The organism is Faecalicatena sp. (genome assembly GCF_058819085.1).
In genome coordinates this window covers 113,787-137,241 of record NZ_JBZUUL010000025.1, presented here as the reverse complement: position 1 = coordinate 137,241, position 23,455 = coordinate 113,787, and the positions used below count along the sequence as shown (strand labels likewise).

At 46.9% G+C, this 23,455-nt stretch carries 23 protein-coding genes; 4 read left to right on the top strand and 19 right to left on the bottom strand.

The window, feature by feature from the left end; all coding sequences use genetic code 11:
* Positions 1-19: 19 nt before the first annotated feature.
* The 11 genes from AC4OGX_RS13150 to AC4OGX_RS13100 all read right to left on the bottom strand — a co-directional run bounded on the left by AC4OGX_RS13150 (position 20) and on the right by AC4OGX_RS13100 (position 9,809).
* Entirely contained in the window at positions 20-814 is a 795-nt protein-coding gene (locus AC4OGX_RS13150; protein ID WP_493331030.1) for a M15 family metallopeptidase, read from the bottom strand.
* Positions 815-845: 31 nt separating this feature from the next.
* On the bottom strand, positions 846-1,478 hold the full coding sequence (locus AC4OGX_RS13145; protein WP_493331029.1) for a 4'-phosphopantetheinyl transferase family protein: 633 nt from the start codon (positions 1,476-1,478) through the stop codon (positions 846-848).
* A 61-nt stretch (positions 1,479-1,539) separates the two neighbouring features.
* Positions 1,540-3,159: an EAL domain-containing protein gene (locus AC4OGX_RS13140; RefSeq protein WP_493331028.1), complete on the bottom strand. Its 1,620-nt coding sequence runs from the start codon at positions 3,157-3,159 to the stop codon at positions 1,540-1,542.
* A gap of 168 nt (positions 3,160-3,327) precedes the next feature.
* Entirely contained in the window at positions 3,328-3,744 is a 417-nt protein-coding gene (gene atpC, locus AC4OGX_RS13135) for an ATP synthase F1 subunit epsilon (protein WP_493331027.1), read from the bottom strand.
* Between the two features lie 12 nt (positions 3,745-3,756).
* Complete coding sequence (gene atpD, locus AC4OGX_RS13130; RefSeq protein WP_493331026.1) at positions 3,757-5,154, bottom strand: F0F1 ATP synthase subunit beta; 1,398 nt, start codon at positions 5,152-5,154, stop codon at positions 3,757-3,759.
* An 80-nt stretch (positions 5,155-5,234) separates the two neighbouring features.
* Positions 5,235-6,125: an ATP synthase F1 subunit gamma gene (gene atpG / locus AC4OGX_RS13125; RefSeq protein WP_493331025.1), complete on the bottom strand. Its 891-nt coding sequence runs from the start codon at positions 6,123-6,125 to the stop codon at positions 5,235-5,237.
* A 1-nt stretch (position 6,126) separates the two neighbouring features.
* A complete protein-coding gene (gene atpA / locus AC4OGX_RS13120; protein WP_493331024.1) occupies positions 6,127-7,635 on the bottom strand; it encodes a F0F1 ATP synthase subunit alpha in 1,509 nt (502 codons plus the stop codon).
* 5 nt (positions 7,636-7,640) lie between these two features.
* Complete coding sequence (gene atpH, locus AC4OGX_RS13115) at positions 7,641-8,246, bottom strand: ATP synthase F1 subunit delta (protein WP_493331023.1); 606 nt, start codon at positions 8,244-8,246, stop codon at positions 7,641-7,643.
* Entirely contained in the window at positions 8,224-8,727 is a 504-nt protein-coding gene (gene atpF, locus AC4OGX_RS13110; RefSeq protein ID WP_493331022.1) for a F0F1 ATP synthase subunit B, read from the bottom strand. The genes atpH and atpF overlap by 23 nt, the downstream gene beginning before the upstream one ends.
* Before the next feature lie 33 nt (positions 8,728-8,760).
* Entirely contained in the window at positions 8,761-8,985 is a 225-nt protein-coding gene (atpE, locus tag AC4OGX_RS13105; RefSeq protein ID WP_109732527.1) for an ATP synthase F0 subunit C, read from the bottom strand.
* Between the two features lie 161 nt (positions 8,986-9,146).
* Entirely contained in the window at positions 9,147-9,809 is a 663-nt protein-coding gene (locus AC4OGX_RS13100) for a F0F1 ATP synthase subunit A (RefSeq protein WP_493331078.1), read from the bottom strand.
* A 688-nt stretch (positions 9,810-10,497) separates the two neighbouring features.
* Here AC4OGX_RS13100 and AC4OGX_RS13095 point away from each other — a divergent pair.
* Positions 10,498-11,178, top strand: a complete 681-nt coding sequence (locus AC4OGX_RS13095; RefSeq protein ID WP_493331021.1) for a hypothetical protein — start codon at positions 10,498-10,500, stop codon at positions 11,176-11,178.
* Positions 11,179-11,264: 86 nt separating this feature from the next.
* Here AC4OGX_RS13095 and AC4OGX_RS13090 read toward each other — a convergent pair whose 3' ends face one another.
* Positions 11,265-12,239: a DUF2238 domain-containing protein gene (locus tag AC4OGX_RS13090; RefSeq protein ID WP_493331020.1), complete on the bottom strand. Its 975-nt coding sequence runs from the start codon at positions 12,237-12,239 to the stop codon at positions 11,265-11,267.
* A gap of 199 nt (positions 12,240-12,438) precedes the next feature.
* Here AC4OGX_RS13090 and AC4OGX_RS13085 point away from each other — a divergent pair, with 199 nt between their 5' ends.
* From AC4OGX_RS13085 to AC4OGX_RS13075, 3 genes are read left to right on the top strand one after another with little or no spacing between them, the layout of a single operon-like run.
* On the top strand, positions 12,439-13,146 hold the full coding sequence (locus AC4OGX_RS13085; RefSeq protein ID WP_493331019.1) for a FadR/GntR family transcriptional regulator: 708 nt from the start codon (positions 12,439-12,441) through the stop codon (positions 13,144-13,146).
* Between the two features lie 60 nt (positions 13,147-13,206).
* Positions 13,207-13,896 (top strand): response regulator transcription factor, encoded by a 690-nt coding sequence (locus AC4OGX_RS13080; protein ID WP_493331018.1) that lies wholly within the window; start codon positions 13,207-13,209, stop codon positions 13,894-13,896.
* Positions 13,893-15,071, top strand: a complete 1,179-nt coding sequence (locus AC4OGX_RS13075; protein WP_493331017.1) for a HAMP domain-containing sensor histidine kinase — start codon at positions 13,893-13,895, stop codon at positions 15,069-15,071. Before AC4OGX_RS13080 ends, AC4OGX_RS13075 begins: the two co-directional genes overlap by 4 nt.
* Before the next feature lie 51 nt (positions 15,072-15,122).
* Here AC4OGX_RS13075 and AC4OGX_RS13070 read toward each other — a convergent pair whose 3' ends face one another.
* The 7 genes from AC4OGX_RS13070 to AC4OGX_RS13040 all read right to left on the bottom strand — a co-directional run bounded on the left by AC4OGX_RS13070 (position 15,123) and on the right by AC4OGX_RS13040 (position 23,376).
* Positions 15,123-17,459 (bottom strand): M13-type metalloendopeptidase, encoded by a 2,337-nt coding sequence (locus AC4OGX_RS13070; RefSeq protein ID WP_493331016.1) that lies wholly within the window; start codon positions 17,457-17,459, stop codon positions 15,123-15,125.
* Between the two features lie 227 nt (positions 17,460-17,686).
* Positions 17,687-18,727: a DUF5692 family protein gene (locus tag AC4OGX_RS13065; RefSeq protein ID WP_493331015.1), complete on the bottom strand. Its 1,041-nt coding sequence runs from the start codon at positions 18,725-18,727 to the stop codon at positions 17,687-17,689.
* Between the two features lie 12 nt (positions 18,728-18,739).
* Positions 18,740-19,084, bottom strand: a complete 345-nt coding sequence (locus AC4OGX_RS13060) for a hydrogenase maturation nickel metallochaperone HypA (RefSeq protein ID WP_493331014.1) — start codon at positions 19,082-19,084, stop codon at positions 18,740-18,742.
* A gap of 6 nt (positions 19,085-19,090) precedes the next feature.
* Positions 19,091-21,793 (bottom strand): FAD-dependent oxidoreductase, encoded by a 2,703-nt coding sequence (locus AC4OGX_RS13055; RefSeq protein ID WP_493331013.1) that lies wholly within the window; start codon positions 21,791-21,793, stop codon positions 19,091-19,093.
* A 77-nt stretch (positions 21,794-21,870) separates the two neighbouring features.
* Positions 21,871-22,539 carry a hydrogenase nickel incorporation protein HypB gene (hypB, locus tag AC4OGX_RS13050; protein WP_493331012.1) on the bottom strand — a complete coding sequence of 223 codons (669 nt, stop codon included), beginning with the start codon at positions 22,537-22,539 and terminating at the stop codon, positions 21,871-21,873.
* 285 nt (positions 22,540-22,824) lie between these two features.
* Complete coding sequence (locus AC4OGX_RS13045; protein ID WP_493331011.1) at positions 22,825-23,124, bottom strand: type II toxin-antitoxin system RelE/ParE family toxin; 300 nt, start codon at positions 23,122-23,124, stop codon at positions 22,825-22,827.
* 3 nt (positions 23,125-23,127) lie between these two features.
* A complete protein-coding gene (locus tag AC4OGX_RS13040) occupies positions 23,128-23,376 on the bottom strand; it encodes a type II toxin-antitoxin system prevent-host-death family antitoxin (RefSeq protein WP_493331010.1) in 249 nt (82 codons plus the stop codon).
* Positions 23,377-23,455 lie beyond the last annotated feature (79 nt).

Here is a 23,455-nt window from a genome sequence, read left to right as displayed (position 1 = left end):
AAAAACCGTCTTTTTCTTGTTATGCCGCTCCAAGATATTCCTCAAGAGTCACACCTTTATCCATAATCTTTTTAGCCGCATCTTTCCCCACATAGCGGTAATGCCAAGGTTCAAAAACAACACCGGTGATATCTGATTTATCCAGCGGATAGCGCAGGATAAATCCATATTTATAACAATTTTCTGCAAGCCACTTTGCCTCTTTTGTATCTGCCTGAGACTCATCCAGCTCCTGATTCTCCTCAGATACAATATCTAAGGCAAGCCCCGTTGCATGCTCGCTTTGTCCGGGCAGGGCAACAGACTTCCTGGTCTCATTATAGGCATCCAGATAGGTGTCTCCCTGATTGATCCAGTCCTGCATCGTATTGTTAAAGACCGTCTTCTGATCATCCGGAGAGCGGTATGCGGAAACGATATGCATCTTAAGTCCTGCCTCCGCCGCATCAGAAAGCATCTTCTTGGTATCCTCCAAGATCCGGCCGTCTACAGAATAGCCTTCCGCGATCTCTTTTAACTCCGGCTTATACTTTGTATCCAGAGGGTACTGTCTGTTCACAAGGATCAGCTCCCAGTTATCGGCACTTTCTTTCGATAAATTGGCTGCTGCCTCTAACGACTTCTGCTGCTTGATCTTCTCCTCAAGTGCTTTATTCTCTTTTTTCAGCTTACTCTCTGTCTTCGCCATGGCGGCGGCTTTCTGGTCTACCGCCTTGTTCGCTGCCGCAAATGTAATCAGTATCCCCATTGCGGCGCCCGCTGCAGCCCCAAATAACAGGGCCTTTTTTATCTTTCGGTTCATCTTCATACTCATAATCTGCCTCCTGATGGGCTGCATATTTTAATTACTGAAAACGCAGCTCTGTATGTATCTTTGGATTTATCTCTTTCTCTGTAGAACAAACTGCTATTTTATATGGTATCCCGGATAGTTTGTACTCCTGGTAAAAATAGCTTCTCGGAAACTCCTCCGGCTTCTTCATAAGCACAGGAGGATTCCCCAGCTGTATTTCGAAGCTTTTCATATCAAGTGCCATCCCCTGGCGCGTTGCCTTCATAAAACTCTCTTTGAGCACCCAGAAACGGTAAAACATCTCTTGCTGCTCCCCTCTCGATTTCTGTGCCAGTATCAGTTCATACTCCGATGGACTAAAAAAACGCTTTGCGATCTTTAAATTCGGCTCATCTACGGACTCTATATCACATCCTACCTGGGTATCCTCCCCGCAATCCATATCAACAGAACACAGCACATAATCTCCCGAATGCGAGAGGTTAAATGCTGCTCTTTCTGTAATTCCATATTTCTTTCGTATCTGTTCCAGCAAAGACCAGGCCCCGATACTCTGGGCCTTTCCATTTTGGAAACGCATCCTGTCCGCCTTCTCCTTACGGAAATCAGGCACCTGCATATAGTATTTCCGATAACATTCTTCCTTATACAATGGCACAATATCGGCGATCCAAGTCTCTATCATGATTGCTCCTGCTTTTCGGACACTTTCCCACTATAAGAGCATCCTGCAGCCTGATCCAGTATCAGCCTTTCATATAGCGGACTTCAAAAGTATCAATGGTAATTGGTTTATTAAACAGAGTTCCCTGGGCATAATCGCAGCCCAGCTCCTTGAGTACATTCAACTGGTCCTGGGTCTCAACGCCCGCTGCGGCCACATGCACGCCAAGCTGGCGGCATACATCGATCACTGCCTTTGCTACGATCTGGCTGCGGCTGTTGCCCACGATGTTGGTCACCAGACTCCTGTCTAATTTCAGACCATCAAACTCCATAATGGAGAGGATGGAAAAACTGGAATCCTTTGCCCCAAAATGGTCTAAGACCACGCGGACATTTTCCTTTCTGATCCTATTGCTTGTCTCTGCCAGCATCTCCTGGTTCATATCCGTATAGGATTCAGAAACTTCAACCTCCAGATACTCACAGGATACTCGGTATTTCTCCACCAGGGCAAGCATTTTCTGTGCAATACTCTCTTCGCGGAGGGTCGCACCTGCAAAATTCACGGAAATCGGAAGCATCGGCATGTCATCCAGCTCCCACTTCCTCAATGTCTTACATACTTGTTCAAACACATACAGATCCAGGAAATGAGACAGCTTTGTCTCCTCTAGAAGAGTGATATATTTCCCCGGATCCACGATTCCCAGATCCTTGTGATGGTAGCGGACAACTGCTTCCGCACCCACAACCTCCTCTGTCATGACATCCATCTTAGGTACAAAGCATACGATAAAATTGCCCTGCCTGATGTCCTCTAAAAGGTCCTGTTTGATGATCGGTTCATGATGTCCCTTTTTCAGATGCTTATAATACTTCTGCTTTTCTTCCCGCATCATATTCTCTGCATCAGATACAAGGCTGTCCACATCAATATCGATCTTCTCCCATGCATATCCCATGGTCACCAGCCCAAGACTGATATTATCAAGCTTATTATGCGCACCATGAACATTCTTCATGAAATCTTCATAAGAAACGTTCTCCATGATCGCCAGATATTCGTCTCCTGTCAGCCTGAATACCATTGCCCCGCGGAAATACTCCTCCAGGACTTCACCGACGCGGATCACGACCTCATCACCATATTCTCTGCCGAATTCCTTATTAAAATTCTTAAGGCCGTTGATATCCACGGATAAAGCACCAAGAGACTTTAGCTCCTCCTGCTTTACTTCGCTTAAATATCCCACAAAACTGTTCCTGTTCAGCAGCCCGGTCAGATCATCATGATAACTTAAATACTCCTGCTGCTTCTGCATCTTCTGCAGTACGATCGCCTGGGATATATACGGAAGTACTGCCCTCAAAAGGGACAGGTCACATCCCCCTCTGTGAACCCCGACCGCTGCCAGGACTGCAGTTACATTCTCATCCAGAGGTCGGAATATACTGTAGTCTGCCTCTGTTGTATCGGTAATCTCCTGCTTCATCCATCTCGGCATCTGATCAGCATCCATCATCTTGATACGGTCTCTCTGCCACGGAACATTCTCTGCACACCATTCATAGATTGTAAGGATATCATCCTCTTCTTTTTCTATATAATAAACATATTCCGAATCATAGTAGTCCCGTATCGTACTTAATACGTCGTTCATGATTTCAATAATAGAACGTTGTTTATACTTCTCACTCATGGATTCCTCTCCCCTGTTTTCATTAGATAACAGCTTTACTATTGTCAAGTTCCAGACATAAACATTGTAGTATAATCTTATTTAAAATGCAAGACGCAAAAACGGGGAGCAAAGGGGTCAGGCCCCTTTGCTCTCCGTTTTCTGAATATTCTAAAATGTATTAATTCTCTACAAATTCCACCTTTTCCCCTGTGACACCTTCAACCGGTTCATGGCTCTTGCCAGTGATGCCTGGGTCCGGTAGTATTCCTGGATGCTCTGCTTCTGTCTGAGCTGCTCTTCTGCGCGCTCTTTCGCTTCTTCTGCTCTGCGCACATCGATTTCCTCCGGGCGTTCTGCGGTATCGACAAGTACAGTGACACGGTTATTCACAACCTCCGCGAAGCCTCTGCCGACTGCAACGTCCACCCAGCTTCCCTCCTCGATCTCCATCCGGGCATCTCCTACGTTCACCGCAATGACCATATTCTCGTGATTCGCAAGGATTCCCATCTCTCCGTCAGGAGCGGGAAGAATGAGTTTTCTGCATCGGCCTTCGTAGAATACTCTGTCACTTGCTATAATTTTCAGACCAAATGTATCCATATGTATACACCTCTATTCTGCGGCGCTTTCAGCCTTTGCTTTTTCAATGACATCTTCGATGGTTCCTACATTGAAAAATGCGGATTCCGGGTATTGGTCCATCTCTCCATTGATAATCATCTTGAAGCCGCGGATCGTCTCTTTCAGCGGCACATATTTTCCCGGAATCCCGGTAAATGTCTCGGCAACATAGAAAGGCTGTGACAAAAATCTCTGGATCTTTCTTGCCCGCATAACCGTTGCTTTATCTTCATCTGACAGCTCTTCCATACCAAGGATCGCAATGATATCCTGCAGCTCCTTGTATTTCTGCAGGATCGCCGTCACCTGGTTTGCTACCTCGTAGTGCTCCTCACCGACAATGTCCGCCTCCAGAATACGGGAGTTAGACTCCAGTGGATCAACCGCCGGATAGATTCCCTGCTCAACGATCTTTCTGGACAATACCGTTGTTGCATCCAAATGTGCAAATGTGGTCGCCGGAGCCGGGTCTGTCAAGTCATCGGCCGGCACATAGACTGCCTGAACGGACGTAACCGAACCGTTCTTTGTCGAAGCGATACGTTCCTGCAGCTCACCCATTTCTGTAGCAAGGGTCGGCTGATAGCCTACAGCAGAAGGCATACGGCCAAGAAGCGCGGACACCTCGGAACCTGCCTGTGTAAAACGGAAAATATTATCGATGAATAGAAGCACGTTCTGGTGCTCCTCATCCCTGAAATACTCCGCCATCGTAAGCCCTGTCTCTGCAACACGCATACGCGCTCCGGGCGGCTCGTTCATCTGCCCGAACACCAGGGCCGTTTTTTCCAGAACTCCGGATGCCTTCATCTCTGTCCACAGATCATTTCCCTCACGGGAACGCTCCCCGACACCTGTAAAAATAGAATATCCGCCATGTTCTGTGGCAATATTACGGATCAGCTCCTGGATCAATACGGTCTTACCAACTCCGGCACCGCCAAACAGACCGATCTTACCGCCTTTCGCATAAGGAGCCAGAAGGTCAATGACCTTGATTCCCGTTTCCAGGATCTCGATAACCGGGCTCTGATCCTCAAAACTCGGCGGATCCCTGTGAATGACCCATTTCTGGTCACTTTCAAGCGGCGCTCCGTCATCGATGGTCTCTCCCAAAACATTAAACAATCTTCCCAAAGTCTGCTCTCCGACCGGAACCTTGATTCCCTCTCCGGTAGCAGTCACTTCCATATCTTTATGCAGCCCTTCGCTGGCAGCAAGCATCAGGCAGCGCACCTCATTATTTCCAAGGTGCTGCGCAACCTCCATGATGCAGGTCTTTCCATTGTTCTCAACTTCCAGTGCATCCTTGATAAAAGGAAGATTGCCGTCTTCAAATACTACGTCAACGACAGGTCCCATAACCTGCACAATTCGTCCTTTATTCATAATCGTTCTCACTTCCTTATTTATGTTGGGGCAGTTTTCAAAGGGGTCTGACCCCTTTGCACGCCATTGTCAGAATATTCTTACTTCTTCCGTCTCTGCGCATTTGCCCCGCTGCACACCTCGGTGATCTCCTGGGTGATGGCAGCCTGCCTTGCCCTATTATATAAGGTAGACAATTCTTTAATAATGCTCTCTGCACTGTCCGTGGCGGACTTCATCGCCATCATGCGGGCATTGTGCTCGCTGGCGTAAGCCTCGACCAGGCAGCCGTAGATCATACCTGTTACATAGCTCGGAACAATGCTGTCCATCACGTCTTTTGCGGACGGATAGAGTTCGATCTCCTCCCGGTACATGTTCAGCGGCATGATCATCCGATTGAAGGATGCCCGCTCCAGCGGCAGGAGCCTTACCCTTTCCGCATCCGACTGCACGGAATTCTCCATTCGGGTATAGATCATATATACCTCATCCAGCTCACCCTGGCTAAAAAGATCCAGAATCCTGTTTGAGATATTTCTTGCGCGGTGCATCGTCGGTTTCTGAACTGTGTACTGGAAATTAGTGTCAATCTCCACTTTATGCTTAGCAAAATAATGTCTTCCCAGCTCTCCGACAACAAATAGTTTATGTTCGCCAGGCCCTGCAAGCAGTTCTTCCTCAAGTTTGATGATATTATGGTTATATGCCCCCGCGAGTCCTTTATCCGCCGTGATGACGATAGAGCCGATCTTCCTTTTCTCTGCTGGAATCTTCTCTCTTAAATCAAAATACGGATGCTCAATATCAGGGACATGCCGCAGGATCCTGGATATCTCCCCCTGCAGACCATAGAAATACGGCTCTGTATCGACAAGCTTCTTCTTCGCCTGCTTCATTTTGGAAGAAGAGATCATATACATCGCATTCGTAATCTTCATCGTATCCTTTACGCTGTTTATACGGGTCTGTATTTCTCTGATATTTGCCATATTAACACCTGCTCTTCTTGAATTCCTTCGCTGTTTCCACGATCTTCTCGATCATCTCATCGGTGAGGGCCTGTTTCTCTTCGATCTCCTGACCGATTTCCGGATATTGTGTATCAAAATAACTCAGCATATCAGCCTGGAATTTCTTGATCTGCTTCTTCTGTACTCCAAGCAGCACCTTGTGGGTCGCCACCAGAAGAGTGATGACCTTCTCATGCAGGCTCAACGGCTGGCACAATGGCTGTTTCAAAAGCTCCATCAGGCCGCCGCCGTACTCCAACTGCTCCTTTGTAGCTGCATCCAGATCAGAGCTGAACTGTGTAAACACTTCCATTTCCCTGTACTGAGCCAGGTCGATACGGATACTTCCTGATGCTTTCTTCATCGCTTTCGTCTGCGCCGCACCACCAACACGGGATACAGAAAGACCTACGTTTACCGCCGGTCTCATGCCGGAGAAGAACAAGTCACTTTCCAGGAAAATCTGACCGTCCGTGATAGAAATTACGTTGGTCGGTATGTACGCTGAAACATCCCCTGCCTGGGTCTCAATGATCGGCAGTGCCGTGATAGAGCCTCCGCCCAGTGCATCGCTCAGACGGCTGGAACGCTCCAGAAGTCTGGAATGCAGGTAGAACACATCTCCCGGATATGCCTCACGTCCCGGAGAACGTCCAAGCAGCAGGGACAACGCACGGTATGCTACTGCATGTTTGGAAAGATCATCGTAAACGATCAGAACATCCTTTCCCTGATACATAAAATGCTCCGCCATTGCCGTTCCCGCATAAGGTGCGATATACTGCAGCGGTGCGCAGTCACTTGCAGTTGAGGAAACAACGATGGTGTAATCCATCGCGCCGTTGGTCGTCAGTGTATTCACAACCTTTGCAACCGTAGATGCTTTCTGTCCCACTGCAACATAGATGCAGACCACATCTTTTCCCTTCTGATTGATAATCGTGTCCAAAGCAATGGAAGTCTTTCCTGTCTGCCTGTCTCCGATGATCAACTCTCTCTGTCCGCGTCCGATGGGGAACATGGCATCGATTGACAGGATACCGGTCTCCATGGGGACACTGACTGACTTTCTATCTATGATTCCCGGCGCCTCCTGCTCGATCGGCCTGTAATCATCGGCTTCGATCTCGCCCTTGCCGTCGATAGGGGCTCCCAATGAGTTAACAACTCTTCCTATATATTTATCACCAACCGGAACTCCGGCTTTCTTCCCTGTGCGGGTCACTTTTGTGCCTTCCTTGATCTCGGTGTCGTGCCCAAAAAGGATACATCCGATGGAATCCTTCTGGATATCCTGGACCATCGCCTTCAACCCGTTCTCAAAAGTCACAATTTCCCCGTACATGGCGTGATCAATTCCGTAAACAGTCGCGATACCGTCACCTACCGCGATGACTGTACCAACTTCACTGTCCTTGCTGATCGTATCAAAATTTTCTATTTCATTCTTCAGAATGGAAATAATTTCATCTGAATTGATTGAACTCACCTTGTTCACCTCCAGGTCAATTTTTGTTCTAATCTATTCAGGCGTCCCCTCAGGCTCCAGTCATACTCATCACTGCCGGCATGTAACACAAAGCCTCCCAGCAGAGTCTGATCCGTCCTGATCTCAATATCCGCCCTGACGGCATCATATTTTTTACAAAGAAACGCCTTCATTTCTTTTAGCTGTACCTCGCTTGGAGGTTCTACACAAGTCAATACTGCCTTCAGGATGTGCTCCTGTTCATCGCAGTATCTGTCGTAGGCTGCAAAAATATCCTCGATCAGATCCATCCGCTGATATCTGCATGCCACCTTTAGGAAGTTCCGAATCTCCTCCGGAAAAACCTGATCTATCACTTTCTGTTTCTGTTCCATACGGATGGTTGGATTCACAAACACATCATGTAACTGAGGGACCTCTGTGAATATGTCCTTTGTTTTCTGTATGGCTTCTTTGGGAATATTCAGCTCATACAACACTTTTGCATACCTTGTACTTACGCTTATGCTGCCAGCCTGCCCAAACGGGCATACTCGCTGGTCTGACTCCTTCGTATAGCTCACTGCCCCCTGAGGGCAGCTCTGGCCGTTAGTGTCTGTCTGTGTCGTCATGAGCATCACCTACTTCTTCCAGAAACTGATTATATATGTCCTGATTTCCTTGATTCTCTGTCTTTTCGCTTACAATCTTTGCAGCCGCCGTCATCGCAAGTCCTGCAATCTCTGACTGCAGTGCTTTCATCGTCTGCTCCCGTTCTAACTGAATATTCGCCTTAGCCGAATCCAGCATACTCCCTGCCTTAACGCCCGCCTCTTTTACAATACGTTCATATTCAGCCTTTGCCTGTACCTGCGCCTTTTCCACGATCCTCACAGACTCTTCCCTGGCGCCTGTAAGCGCTGCCTCATACTCACTTTTCAGCTTAGCAGCCTCTTGTTTTGCGCTGCTCGCCTCGTTTAAGCCGTCCGCGATCAGTTTTTCACGCTTTTCCATCACATCGGTTACCGGTTTGATTAAAAACTTTTTCAACAAAAGATAAAGAACAACAAGGTTTATGATGGTAAAGAGAAGGTTCACATTTAATTGCAGCACCTGTCCCACCTGCCTTTCCTGTTATATGTCCTATTATTTTAAAAGTAAGATAATCAACAAACCGATAATAAAACCGTAAATAGCTGTTGCCTCTGCAAGTGCACATCCAAGGATCAAAGTCTTGCTGATCTTGCTCTCAGCCTCAGGCTGTCTTGCGATCGCATCCGCTGCTTTTCCTGTTGCAATACCAATACCGATACCTGCTCCCACACCTGTTAAAACTGCGATTCCTGCTCCGATTGCTATAATTGTTCCCATAATACAAATCTCCTTTTCCTTCTAAAAATTAAGAATTTTTTCTGATACATCCTATAAAAAGACTTCTTATCAACTTCTTTTTACCTGCTGTCAAAACGGATATTGAGTATCCGCTTTACAGCCTCCTTGATGAGGTTCAATATCGAATGCTCCATCAAGCATTACTCCTGTTCCTCGTTCATAAACAGTGCCGTCAAAAATACAAACACATATGCCTGCAAGAGCCCGTCAAAAATATCAAAATAAAAACTGAACGGTATCGGTACCAGGACCGGAATAATGGCTTTCAAAAGCTCCATGATGACAAATGCTCCCAGTACGTTACCAAATAACCGCATACAAAGGGACAACGGGCGGATGATGATCTCCAGAACCATGATCGGTGCAACCACCGGAACCGGTTCGGCAAAATGCTTGATCCAATGCCTGACTCCATTTTTATGTATGCCTGAATATTCAATCAGGAACATGCTCATAATAGCGAGCGCTGCTGTCACGTTCAAATCCTTAGTAGGCGGCTTGAATCCGAACAGACTGATAATGTTGGAAACACCCAGATAGAGAATGACTGTTATAAGATAAGGTATATATCTCTTATTCTCTTTTCCTATGATGCCCTCGAAGAAGTTAGAAGCCCATCCGATAGCTGATTCGAGCACAAGCTGTTTCTTCCCCGGATTCTCAACCCTTAAATTCCGTACGAAGATGATAGACAATCCCACAAGCACGGCCATGATCACCCACGTCACGACTACCGATTCAGCCACGCCGATCCCGCCGAAAATAGGAATCGTAAACACAGTCTCACAATTCAGCTCTTCCAGTAACTTCTCTGTTAAACTTCCCGTATCGCTCCCTCCCTTTCTACATTCAAATTACGCCGGAAATGGATTTTCTCCTGCACTGTTTCGTGCATAAAAAAAGAACTTCTTCCCTCGAAATTCCCTCTCCGCCGCGCTCTTTTAAGATTGTTTCCTCTTAAAAGTTAAATAAAGATTACGCCCAATTTTTTGGTTTGTCAACGAAAAAAAATGTGAGCTGTTTCTCAGCCATTTCTCCAATTTTTTATCCATTATTTCTGTCTTTTAAATCCGCAATTTTATGAATTTTATATAATTTTAATCTTTCTTTTTCTTATCTTATTAAAACAGAAATACTTGCAACGACATTTTGCACAATCCAGACATCCACAACTCCAAATCTTTTCGTTACATTGCACATAACTATGTCTATATTTTAACAAGCTTTATGGAAACTTTAGCAATTTCTTAATGGAATATACTGTTTTTCTACATTATAGTACCAATGCGTTTATTTTCTCATGCAACTCACATTCAAAAGAAGCATAATTTATTCCATTTTTTATATCTGCGTGCATTTTTCTAATATCTGATCTATAATCCAGTTAAGCAGATATGATCGTTAAGCTCAAAAAATATTATGTTTCCTTTCAATAGACTGCATAACTAAAATATGCACAAGCCAGACTAAGAGGAATTCAAAAGATAAAATATGAAGATATTAAAAAAACGTAAGAACATCATCCAAAAACTGAACCACTTTTTCTTTTCCTGCGGCCTTATTATGGCTGTAAGTGAGATCTGGAAACAGTGGTGCCTGACCTTCCAGGTAAATCATGGTACCTATGACTGGTGGTATTTCCCATTCCAGCTATGCAGCATTGCCATGTATATCCTTTTAGTCCTCCCATGGGTAAAAAAACAGCGCATCCGTATGCTGCTGCTCTCCTTTTTGATGAATTACAGCCTCCTCGGAGGGATCGCTGTTTTTGCAGATACAAGCGGCCTGCACTACCCTATCTTGGCCCTGACCATCCATTCCTACCTGTGGCATCTCCTGCTGATCATCATCGGGGTCTGCGCCGGTATCGGTTACCTGCTTGAGAACAACCTCTCCATGCCGGCTTATTCAGATCTCAGAGACAGTACCCTCCTATATCTGGGGTGCTGTGCCGCAGCTGCAGGTATCAATCAATTCTTTGGCCAATATGGAATCATCAATATGTTCTATATCAATCCCGATCATGAAATGCAGCAGATCGGATTTGCCCTGCTTGTACCTGTTCTTGGGAACATCCCGACAATCCTGGTCTATATCCTGGCAACCATACTGGGAGCGGCAATACTTTTTCACATCTGGAGGCTGATCTTATACTGTTATCAACATTTTTAAGAAAAGAATTCCACATAAATAAATATCCCCCGTTCTCTATCCCGAAAAGAATGAGAAACGGGGGCTTTCTTCTGTCCTATTTCATTTTAATGTTTTGTACTGCTTTCCCTGCCTGTCTTCTCCTTAGCCAGCATTTCCTGCTCTAACGCTTCCTGCTTCTCAAGGTTTTCCTGCTTCTCAAGGTTTTCCTGCTCCTCCTGGGCCTCCACGATTTTCAGGAAATCCCGCTCCTCCTTTTTCTTACGAGGAACAAATCTTCCTACAACGCTGCCCTTTCCCCGTTTCTTTACATAGAAAAATCCGATCACGGAGAACACTACTGCCCCAATAAAATTGACCATAAGATCCTTCATCGTATCGATCAGACCAATATCAAGATAGCCGCCCAGGCTTAAGTCCTTCCCCTGAACGACAACGTTTTTGATATTGCTGATAACCGCCACATTATTGCCCCCCGCAGGGTCCAGCATGACGGACCGGATAGTGTGGATGACCGTATCCTTCTGCATATCAAATCCCAGGATATGGTCCATGCCAAATTCAAAGAACTCCCAGATCACACCGATAGTCATAGAAAAACAGAATGCAACGATCGCGGTAAATAAAGGCGACAGCTTGAAGACCATCCGCTCACTTCGGTTCAGCAGATCCACAAGCGAGAATCCGATCGCCGCCGCAAGAAATCCATTCAATGTATGAAGCACTGTATCCCAAAACGGAAATACAATGTAAAACTCCCTGATCTCACCTAAGATCTCCGCCGCAAAAATAAACACAAGAATGATGATCTCAAGTGTCGTCGGCAGCTCGATCTTCATAGTCACCTGAACAAAGCTTGGGATCACTAACAAAAGCAGCGTCAGGATACACAAGAATACGTTCTCATAGTTCTTGTTAAAAATCTGCAGGACCATAACAACAATCACCAGCAGACGCAGTATAAAATAGACCATAAAAGAACTCTTATGCTCTCTTAACTCCATTCCTAATGCTTTCCACATATTGCGGAAAGGACGTTTTTCCTTCTTCTGGGTGCTATCCTTCTTTTCTTTCTTTTCCATCCACATCACAATCCTTCTTTTAGTATGCTCCTATTATATGTAGAAAGTCTGGATATTGCAAGGCAGGATCGAAAGCCTGGCATAATTTCACTGGTAAATAGCAGTATCATTTGAAAACTCCCCCTTCTTCCTCTATAATAAACTTATCAACTGGTATATGGTCATACCACAATACAGCATATAAAACAGGAGGTATTCCATGGAATTTCAAAAAATCAGTTCACCCTCTCTCAGGGAGCTTTTTGTAGACCAGCTGGAACACATGATTTTATCCGGGAAGCTGAAAATCGGCGAAAAGCTTCCGCCGGAACGTCAGCTCGCGGAAATGATGCAGGTCAGCCGTGCCGTAGTAAACGGCGGGATTTCTGAATTGGAGAAAAAGGGATTTCTCATCGTAAAGCCCAGAAGCGGCACCTATGTGGCAGACTATCGGCGCAAGGGAACTCTGGATACACTGATGTCCATCATGAAATACAACGGCGGCAGGATACGCAATGAGGAGATCCGCTCGATCTTCGAAGTTCGGATCGCACTGGATACTCTGGCTGCACAGCTTTGCATCGACCGGATCAGTGATGAGGAGATCCAGGTCCTATTAAAGATTATCGAGCAGATACGGGATGCTAAAGAAACCCGGGAAGCCATTGAAGCTGCTTTCGAATTTCAGCATGAATTTGCCCTGGCATCACATAACACTCTGCTGCCGCTCATCTTCCAGTCCTTCCGCGCACCCATTTTCACCATGTGGGAACGCTACTGCGACTTGTACGGAATCGAATCGCTTTATGAAAGCAACTACAAGATGTGGACTTATATCCGCAGCCGGGATACAAAGGGTGCGATCGAATGGATCAATTACTCCATGGGTGAGTGCATCAGCGGAAGCCGGACTATTTATTATGATTAACCAAAATGCAGATTCAAAATTCATTTAACAGCTACAGCGAGAGATAAGGAGGCCGTATTCATGAAAATCCTGTTAGTAGAAGATGACACGATCCTATCAAAATCAGTGGCAAAAGGTCTGCGTAAACGCGGATATACTGTAGATTGTGCTCATGACGGCGAAGAGGCACTGGAATTGTACGGCCTCAACGAATATGACCTGATGATCCTGGACTTGAATCTTCCAAAGATCAGCGGCATGGAGGTTCTGGAACGCATCCGCAGACAGGATGAAGAAATTCGTATCCTGATCCTTTCTGCCCGGGACACACCAGAGGATAAGATTTTGGGACTGGACGCAGGATGCAGTGACTATCTGACAAAGCCCTTTGACTTTGGGGAATTAGAGGCACGGATCCGAAGTCTGCTGCGAAGAAAATTTCTCCACAGAGCCTCTGCCCTCACCTGTGGAGACCTAAAAGTAGAGACTGCTGAAAAACAGGCATACCTGGGAGATACACAGGTAGCGCTGACCCCAAAGGAATACGGGATCCTGGAATATCTGATGTTTCACCGGGACAGGATCGTCAGTGCGGAGGAGCTCATTGAACACGTCTGGGAAAGTGATGCCGATCTCTTTTCAAACGCCATCAAGGTCCATCTGCATTCATTGAAGAAGAAGCTGGATGCCGCCGGAGGAGACCAGACTTATATCGTAACGCAAAGAGGACAGGGGTACCGTATTGCCGGGCCAAAGGAGGAAAACGCATGAAAAAATGGTCACTGCGCATCCAGATCACACTAGCGGTTGGGCTGATCGTTACCGCAGCCTGTTTTGTACTCACGGTTAACTCGATCTATTCTGCCAATCAACATTATATGGAATATCTGGCACTCAATGATGCCTTTGGGCCTCCCGACAGCTTGGCTGGAACGGATGCCGCAGCTGGTCATGAAAAGGTGCCGGACTCTGCTGATTCCTCTTATGACAGTGCAAGTATAGAAGCCGACAGTGTCACGGTCACAGATATCATGCGGAGCTTTTCCACCCAGGGCCTGGAAGTCATGGCTCTGACAGCCGCGGTCTCCCTTCTCTTTACCTGGTGGGCCACCGGACGCTTAGTCAAACCTCTGGAACGGCTGACAGAACAGCTCCATACCATCGACGAAAAAAAGCTCGATCAGCCTGTAGAAGTCAAAAAAGGGACAAAAGAAATTTTTCAGTTGTCAGAAAGCTTCAACGATCTGCTCGCAAGGCTGGATGCCTCCTTCCAGGTGCAGAAACGATTTGCCGCAGATGCCGCCCATGAGCTGAAGACCCCCATAGCCGGCATGAAAACCTCCCTTCAGGTCCTCCAGATGGATGAGGAACCTCAAATAGAGGACTATCAGGAATTCGTACAGGATGCCGATGACTGCCTGGGACGGCTCAGCCAGACAGTAGACTCCCTCCTCGCCATGGCAGGAGGCTCTAAGATCCTTGAACGCAAACCCGTGCCACTAAAAAGCACTCTAAAGAAGGTCTTATCCGATCTGAAAGAAAAAGCGGCAGGACAGGATGTGACGCTTTCCCTGGAGGCTCCGGAAGAGCTCACTGTTCCTGGAAGTCCTGTACTATTTCAAAGGGTCCTCTTCAATGTGGCAGAAAATGCCGTGAAATATAATCACAGAGGCGGCAGTGTATGTATTGCACTGCACCGCGCCGGCAATATGGCCGCCGTTGAAGTCGCTGACTCGGGAATGGGAATCCCGAAGGAACATCTAAACGAGGTCTTCCAGCCCTTCTACCGTGTCGACCCTTCACGTTCACAGGACATTGAAGGATCAGGGCTGGGGCTCGCCATCGCTGCCTCGGTTATGGAGCGGTATCAGGGGAAGATTCAGGTAGACAGCATACCTGGGAAGGGAACGACGGTTCTCCTGCAATTTCCGATTGTTGAATCATAAAGGGACAGAGAGGAGTGCAAAGGGGTCAGACCCCTTTGCACTCCGCTTTTACTACCATATCTTAATTCGTTCACTCTCAGGCACATACATGCCATCCCCTTCTTTTACACCATAAGTATCATAAAACTCCTGGAAATTCGCCAGCACCCGGTTCACTCTTAAGATACTCGGGCTGTGCTCATCCACCTCGGCAAGACTCTCGGCCCTGGCGCGGGTGGTGCATTTTAACCAGCCCTGCGTATAAGCGCGGAAGAATTTATCATAATCCGGATCCTCCTTCTGCTTTAGAACGTCCAGCGCACAGGCAACACCGCCAATATCCGCTATATTTTCCCCCAGCGTCTGCTCCCCGTTTATCGCAATCCCCGGCGCGGACTCGAAACCGTCATAAAAGTTCACTGCTTCCTGACAAAGCTCCTGAAACTTAGCGTAATCGGACTTTTCCCACCAGTCTCTCTGGCTGCCATTCTCATCGAACTTGGCTCCATTGTTATCGAAGGCGTGGCTGATCTCGTGTGCGATCGTAGTTCCGATCCCGCCCAGATTTTCCTCCAGAGAAGCATTCACATCAAATGATGGTGCCTGCAGAATTCCTGCCGGGAAGCACATGGAGTTGGAATGCTGATCATAATAGGCATTCACAGTTGCAACCGGGATCTTCATATCATTCCGGCCACTTCCCTTCATTTTAGCCTCAGCCTCATCCCGGACACGCTGCTGCATCAGCTTGAGCGCATTGACCTGATTCTGAAAATAATTATCCGTGATCTCCAGCTGATCCATGGTATCGTCCCACTTTTCCGGATAGCCGATATAAAATTTCATGGTATCCAGCTTGCGGATGGCGGCCGCCTTTGTTTCCTCACTCATCCAGTCCAGCTTCTGAACCCGCTCCTTATATACATTGATAAACTGTACGATCATATCCTCCACAGCCTCTTTGGCTTCCGGTGAAAAGTACTCCTTCGCATACAAACGATCGATATAATCCCCTAATGTATTCTGAACCATGGCATACGCCATTTCCTCAGGGGTACTGTTGTCCGGGGCCTGCCCCATGGTCCTTTGGTTATACTCATCAAATGCCTCCAGAAAATCCTGACTCAGGTATGTGTAGGTGGTATTGATGATCTGAAGCTTAAGCGCCGTCTTTAATGCCGGAAGATACTCTTTATCGCCGAAAATCTTTCCCGATTCCCGAAATATCTCCGGCATCTGCAGGCAGAGCTCTTTTGGTATGGAATCTCCCCCGGCCCTGATAATCCCTTCCACGTCCAGATCAGGGAAAATCTTCTGCAGTTCTTTTACACTGACATATTCCGGATCCGCAGAAGTGATCTTTGTCTCTGCTGCTTTTTTTACCAGATTCAGATAAGCCTCCACATGAGCCTTGGCATCCCCCTTGGGTTCTCCGGAAAGCGTCAGAAGACGGATCAGATGATCTGTATCACTTTCATCATTCATCCCTTCGACCGGAGGGGTTAAGGTTGCGATCATTTTATCAGGGTCTCTCGGATCATTCAGATACATAATAGGGAAAAAGCTGCCGCAGGCGATTTCTTTTGAAGAAAGGATCTGGGCATCACTGAGTTCCTTTAGTGTATCGGCCTGATCGATAGCATCCATGTATTTTTTCAGCGGCCCGGCACCGAGGGCATTTCTTTTCTGAAAATCCACAGCACTCTCATAAAATGCCTTGACCTTCGCCTCCCTGCTTCCTGGCGTATATCCGTCTCCCTCTACGATCTTTTTAATGATCGAACGTACCTGATTCTGCACCTGGATCGTCTGGTCATAAGTGCCTCCTGCATCGGTCTCCCCGGCAGGGATTTCCTTCGTATCCAGTTCATTTTTATTGACCGCTGAATAGAAATCATCCTTTAGATTCGTACCATACAAAGCATAGATACGCCGGACTATGTTATGAAGCTCCTTTTTTGACATGGGATCTGACTTTCCCTGCCCCAGGTCACTCTGGGCAAGAACCCCTGCCGCATTTAGCTTTTCCAGATCTGCCCTGGCCTCTTGAGGCACATTTTCAAGATTGATGTCCTTTGGCGCAAGCCTCTCCTGATTCCCCGTTGGTTTTGGCAGCTCCCCAAAGGCACGGCTGACCATGACGAGCACCTGGATCCTTAAATCCCCACCCTTCTCCTTCTGACCAGGCAGACTCTCCATAAGCTCCTCTTTTTCCGGCACACTTTTTTGATATTTGGCAGCTTCACGATAAAGATAATCTGCAGCTTTTTCTATGGTTACAGCCTCGCTGCCCCCTGCACCTGTTGTGTGATTTCCTCCGGTTCCTGATCCCGGTACAGAACAAGCCGTCAACAGCAGGCCGGAACATAACATAACGGAAATCATTCTTGTAAGTAAACAATGTTTCATCAATCTTCCACCTTTCTTTTGAGCAAAATTTATTTGACTATACAGATACGCACAGTACCCTGGAATTCTAATCTCACGGACAGTATAACAGGTGGAAAGTTAAGAGAAGGTTAAGTTGGGGCAGAAAGAGCGATTAATTTCAAAAAAGAGGGTGTGCCTCCTCATATGGAAACACACCCTTGCTCTTCCGCTATTTTCATTTCTCTCTTCTTAAAATCGCAGTCTGATTATTTCTCAGCTCTTGCCATTGCAATCTGGAAATCTTTCTGATCTGTAAAGATTTCATTCTTATAAGGATTCTTCTTCTGCTCCTTAGAACGCTTGATAATAAACGCCAGGCAGATCACGTTTGCTCCAAGAGCGAGGATTGCTACCACTCCCTGCATAGTCGGATTGGCTGCCGTCGGTCTTATAGCCGCATCCATGAAGCCGTCCGCATACAAAACCGGGATCGTTGCAAACCGGCTTGTATCCTGGAACATCGGGAATACCTGTGCAAACATACACCACAGTGCCAGTGTATTGGCCCTGTTCTGAATCCAGCCGCCCTTGTTCCATAGTGCATTGGCAAATGTCGGAGCAAGCAGAAGTGCAACTCCGCAGTACCATGCGTGGGTCGGAAGGTTGTTGTAAGTATATTCAAAGTTCCAGAGGTCGTATGCGATGATAAAGCACCATGTCATATCCGGCCATAACATATCCTTTTTGTCCTTGGAGGAATAGATTCCCCACCATCCGGTCATACATAAAATGTTCAGGATTCCTGCGATACCGTTGACCCAGTTCCACCATCCGCCATACAGCCATACATTTTCAGAGGACAGCCACCAGCGGTCTCCGTGGGATGCAAGCGCCATGAAGCCTCTGATACCGGACTCGAAATCACTCGCTACTGCGATCAGAATATTGATCGCCACGATCACAAACGGGAACACCTTAAACCACTCTGTTTTTCCGATCTTCCATTTATACTTTAGCATCATAAATCCGATACATCCGGCAGTTGCCGCATACAGCTTGGCATAGTGGAACCAGCTGTTCATATGAACATAAGTCGGATTATTCAGCGCCCAGTCCGCGCCCATCGCTGCACCCACATAGATAGCGATGAAGTAGACCGTCAGCGCCGCAGGCAGGATCAGAAAGCAGAAGATCCCGCCTTTCTTTGTACGTCTCGCTAATTCATTTGACAGAATCAAACCTGCAAATACCAGAACCCATCCTAACAACTGCCAGCCGGCATTTTCCCCATAAATTTGAAATAGCATATGTTTCCCTCCTTAACATGCTTCTATTTCCTTAATATTAAACTCATTCCCTGTCACTAAATATGTATGATCGCCGGAACAGAACGGACAGGTTCTGCCATGTTCCAGTGTACTGTAGGTCCTCTCGCAGTCCTCGCAAAATGTCACTGCGTGGATCGGCTGTGTAATAAGTTTTGCCCCCCGCAGAAGGTCCGACTTGTCAGCCGCCCATTTCCAGCAGTCTTTCAGGTAATCATCCAGCACCCCTGAGACCTCACCGACCTCCAGGGTAACGCTGGCTACCTGGGTCAGCTTATTTTCCTGGCCTACTTTTTCCAGACTGTCGATAATGTGAAACACAATTCCCAGTTCATGCATGATCGTTTATTCCTTTCTGCCGAACTTGATCCTCAGGCCGCGTTTTGCAGCATATGGCAGGATTGCCTTCATCTTGTCCTCGGAACGGCGCATCGTGCTGCATTCAGGTAATTCCCTGTGAAGACGGATGGCATCGAACTCACACTTGGTCGTGCAGACACCGCAGCCGATACATTTATTCTCATCCACAATGGAAGCTCCGCATCCCAGACAGCGGGCCGTCTCGATCTTGACCTGCTCTTCTGTGAATACCTTCTTCGGATCTCTGAATGACCGATGTCTGTCAATACTCTCATCCACTCCCGGAATCTGCCTGGAAGAATTATCATATTCCTCTAACTTAATATTTTCCTTATCCAGCTCGATAAACTGACGGCGGTTTCTTCCGATCGTCAGGCTGCTGTGCGGCTGTACAAAACGGTGAATGGAGATTGCTGCCTCTTTTCCTGCCGCGATCGCGTCGATCGCAAACTTCGGTCCTGTATAAACGTCACCGCCCACAAAAATATCCGGTTCCGCGGTCTGATAGGTAAGCTGGTCAGCCACTGCACCATTGCCTCTTCCTAATTCCACTTTGGTGCCGTCAAGCAGGCCGCCCCACTGGATGCTCTGTCCGATACTTAAGAATACTCTCTCACAAGGAACTGTGATGGTCTCGTCCTCGTCATAGACCGGAGCAAACTTCTTCTCTTCATTAAATACGGACAGACACTTTTTGAATACAATGCCGGTCACCTTTCCATTCTCAGTCAGGATCTCCTTCGGGCCCCAGCCACAGTTGATGGAAACAGCCTCTTCCTCAGCCTCTGTCACTTCTTCTGCGGATGCCGGCATGATGTCCCGGCTTTCCAGGCAATACATAGAAACCTCGGATGCACCGCATCTTCCCGCGGTCCGTGCCACATCAATGGCAACATTTCCGCCGCCGACTACGACCGTGCGTCCTTCCACCGGGTAATTTTCATTCTCTGCCGCCTTGCGCAGGAAATCTACCGCTGTCATCACGCCATCGGCATCCTCACCCGGAATTCCTGCCATCCTGCCGCCCTGGCATCCGATGGCAATGTAAAATGCCTGATAGCCCTCACCGCGGAGCTGGTCTAACGTAATATCTTTTCCTACCTCTACACCGCAGCGGATCTCCACGCCCATCTGACGGATGATCTCGATCTCCGCATCCACCACTTCCTTCTCTAATTTAAAGGAAGGGATTCCATATACGAGCATACCGCCCGGTCTCTCATTTTTCTCAAATACTACCGGATGATATCCCTTTTCTGCCAGGTAAAAGGCACAGCTTAATCCGGCCGGGCCGCCGCCGATGATGGCGATCTTCTCTGTAAAAAGTCTTCCCGTTGTCGGCGGGATGATCGGCGGGATATAACGGTTCTTGGCATCCAGATCCTGACGGGCGATAAACTTCTTCACCTCGTCGATGGCAACTGCCTGATCCACGGTTCCCCTGGTACATGCATCCTCACAGCGGCGGTTGCAGATATGACCGCAGACTGCCGGGAAAGGATTTTCTTTCTTAATCAACGCCAACGCTTCCTGATACTTGCCCTGTGCAGCTTTTTTCAAATATCCCTGCACCGCGATATGTGCCGGACAGGCCGTCTTACAAGGAGCAGTTCCCGTATCATAGCAGTTGATGCGGTTGTTGTCCCGGTAATTCTCATCCCATTTTTCCGGTCCCCATTTCGTGCGGTCCGGGAGCTCATGCTTAGGATAAGTTACAGGGCCGTCTTTGGTACACAGCTTCTGTCCCAGCTTTACAGCCCCTGCCGGACAGTACTCCACGCAGCGTCCGCATGCCACGCAGTCCTCGGTCTCCACCCTGGCCACATAAGCCGAACGTGACATATTCGGCGTGTTGAAAAGCTGGGATGTCCGCAGTGCATAACAGACATTCACGTTACAGTTACAGATCGCAAAGATCTTGTCTTTTCCGTCAATATTGGTGATCTGATGAACGAACCCGTTGTCCTCTGCGCGTTTTAATATCTCCAGCACCTCGTCATATGTAACATATCTTCCGCCCTTTTGCGTCTCGACCACATAATCCGCCATATCACCGACAGCGATACACCAGTCCGCCGGGTCATCTGCACAGCCCTCGTCAAAGGTCTTTCTCGACATTCGGCAGGAGCATGGACTTGCCGCGTATTTCCCATCGTACTTTTTCAGCCAGTGGGAAATATGTTCGATGTCGATGGACTGATTCTCCATCTCAATGGCTTTCTCAACCGGTATGACGTGCATCCCGATCCCCGCGCCTCCCGGCGGTACCATCGGTGTGACCTTTTCAAGCGGCAGCCTGGACATATTCTCGAAAAATCGTCCGAGCTCAGGATGTTCCTCCAGCTGCTTCGCATTCATATTCGTAAATTCTGCACTTCCGGGTACAAACATCGGGAGGACGTACTGCTTCTCCCTCTTTGGATTCTCCCAGTTGTATTCAAGGATTCCTACAATGCTCATCTCATCTAACAGCTTTTGTAATTCCTTCTCTTCTTTCCCTGTCGCCTTAAGAAGCTGCTCGAAGGTCATCGGTCTGCGTACCTTCATCTTCAATGCTACTTCGGCCATCTCATCTGTCACAACACAGGCGAGCCCCCAATATTCAGGATCGTCTACTGTTACCTTGTGGCCGATTCTGTCTGTGACCATCTGGCCCAGTTTTAAAATCAGTTCCCTCTGCTCTGCCATATCTCTTTCCTTTCTGACTCTCTCTTCCTATCGTTATCTTCCTAAAATCTGCCCTCTTACCCCAGTCTTTCTGTCGTTTATTCCTTCCACGCCTTCACTTCGCTTCTCAGCCAGTCGGCCCACTTATCTATGCCTTCCCCGGTGCGGGCACAGATCGGGATGATCCGGGCATTTGGATTCCTCATCTTGATATTCTGCTCGCATTTTTCCATGTCAAAATCAAAATAAGGCAGTACGTCGATCTTATTGATCAGCACCACATCGCAAATGGAAAACATCAACGGATACTTCAGCGGCTTATCGTCCCCTTCGGGAACACTTAAGATCATGGCGTTCTTCACCGCACCTGTATCAAACTCTGCCGGGCAGACGAGATTGCCTACATTCTCCAGGATCGCCAGATCTACATCTCCTGTCTCAAGCCCTCTAAGCCCCTGTGCCGTCATATCCGCATCCAGGTGGCACATACCTCCGGTATGTAACTGGATCGCCTTTACGCCCAGCTCAGAGATCGTCCTCGCATCCACGTCTGAATCAATATCCGCCTCCATGACACCAATCTTCATCTCATCCTTAAGCTGCTCGATCGTCCTTGATAATGTAGTGGTCTTTCCTGATCCGGGGGATGACATGAGGTTCAGAAGAAAGACCTTCTTTTCCTTCAGTTCCTTCCTCAATTCCTCCGCCCGTTTGTCATTATCCGCAAAGACACTCTGCTTAATTTCAAGAACCCTGAATTTTTCCATTTTCTCGGCTCCTTTCTGGTTATACCAATTTCGTTATTTTTCTGTCATTCTCATTTTATTATAGTATCACTATACATACTTTGTCAATTTGAAGCTTGATTTTTGGGACTTTTGTATCATTTTAGAGAAGATTTTTGGGCAGTTTTCCTTAATGTCATAGTTTTGGAATCTGGTATAGCCAATTCCAATCGTGAGATAAAAAAAGACCTGCTTACTCAAAAGTAATACAGGCCTCACTCTTATTTATATTTTCTTTTCAGTTCCGTCTAAAACATCATTCTGCAACTAATCAAAAATCCTGGTTATATCTTGATAACGATTCACTACGCGATAAATTTCCACGAACTCTTTCACTATTTTATAAATGATTACATAATCCGTCCAAACAGCATATTTATAATCCGTATGAAAACTAACACGCTTTGAAAGGTCTGCCCCCATTTCAGGAAATAATTGAATGTTCTCAAATTTATTATAAATCTTTTGAACTGTTTCTTCTGCCTTCTCTATATTATCTTCTGCGATAAAATTATGAATCTCTTTCAAATCCGCAAGGACCAATGGATTGATTCGAAGTTTCATCATAACTTATTCCCCCATAGCAGCCTTCAGTTCCTCCAGGCTGAGCCATCCTTTCCCATCCTTTACAGCTTCTTCCGCTTCCTGTAATTTCATTAAAAGTTTTTTCTCTGCCCTTTCTTTCTCATAATCTTCAATATCAAGTACAACAAATCTTCCTCGCCCATTTTTTGTAAGAAACACAGGTTCCCCAACATGACAATTCTTTAAAACTTCATTATAATTTCTCAGATCTGATACTGGTAAAATATTAGGCATACGCATTCTCCCTTCTTCCCGACTTTCTATCTACTATTAGTATACACCAAAAGCTGTAAAATTCAACGTAGAATTTTAC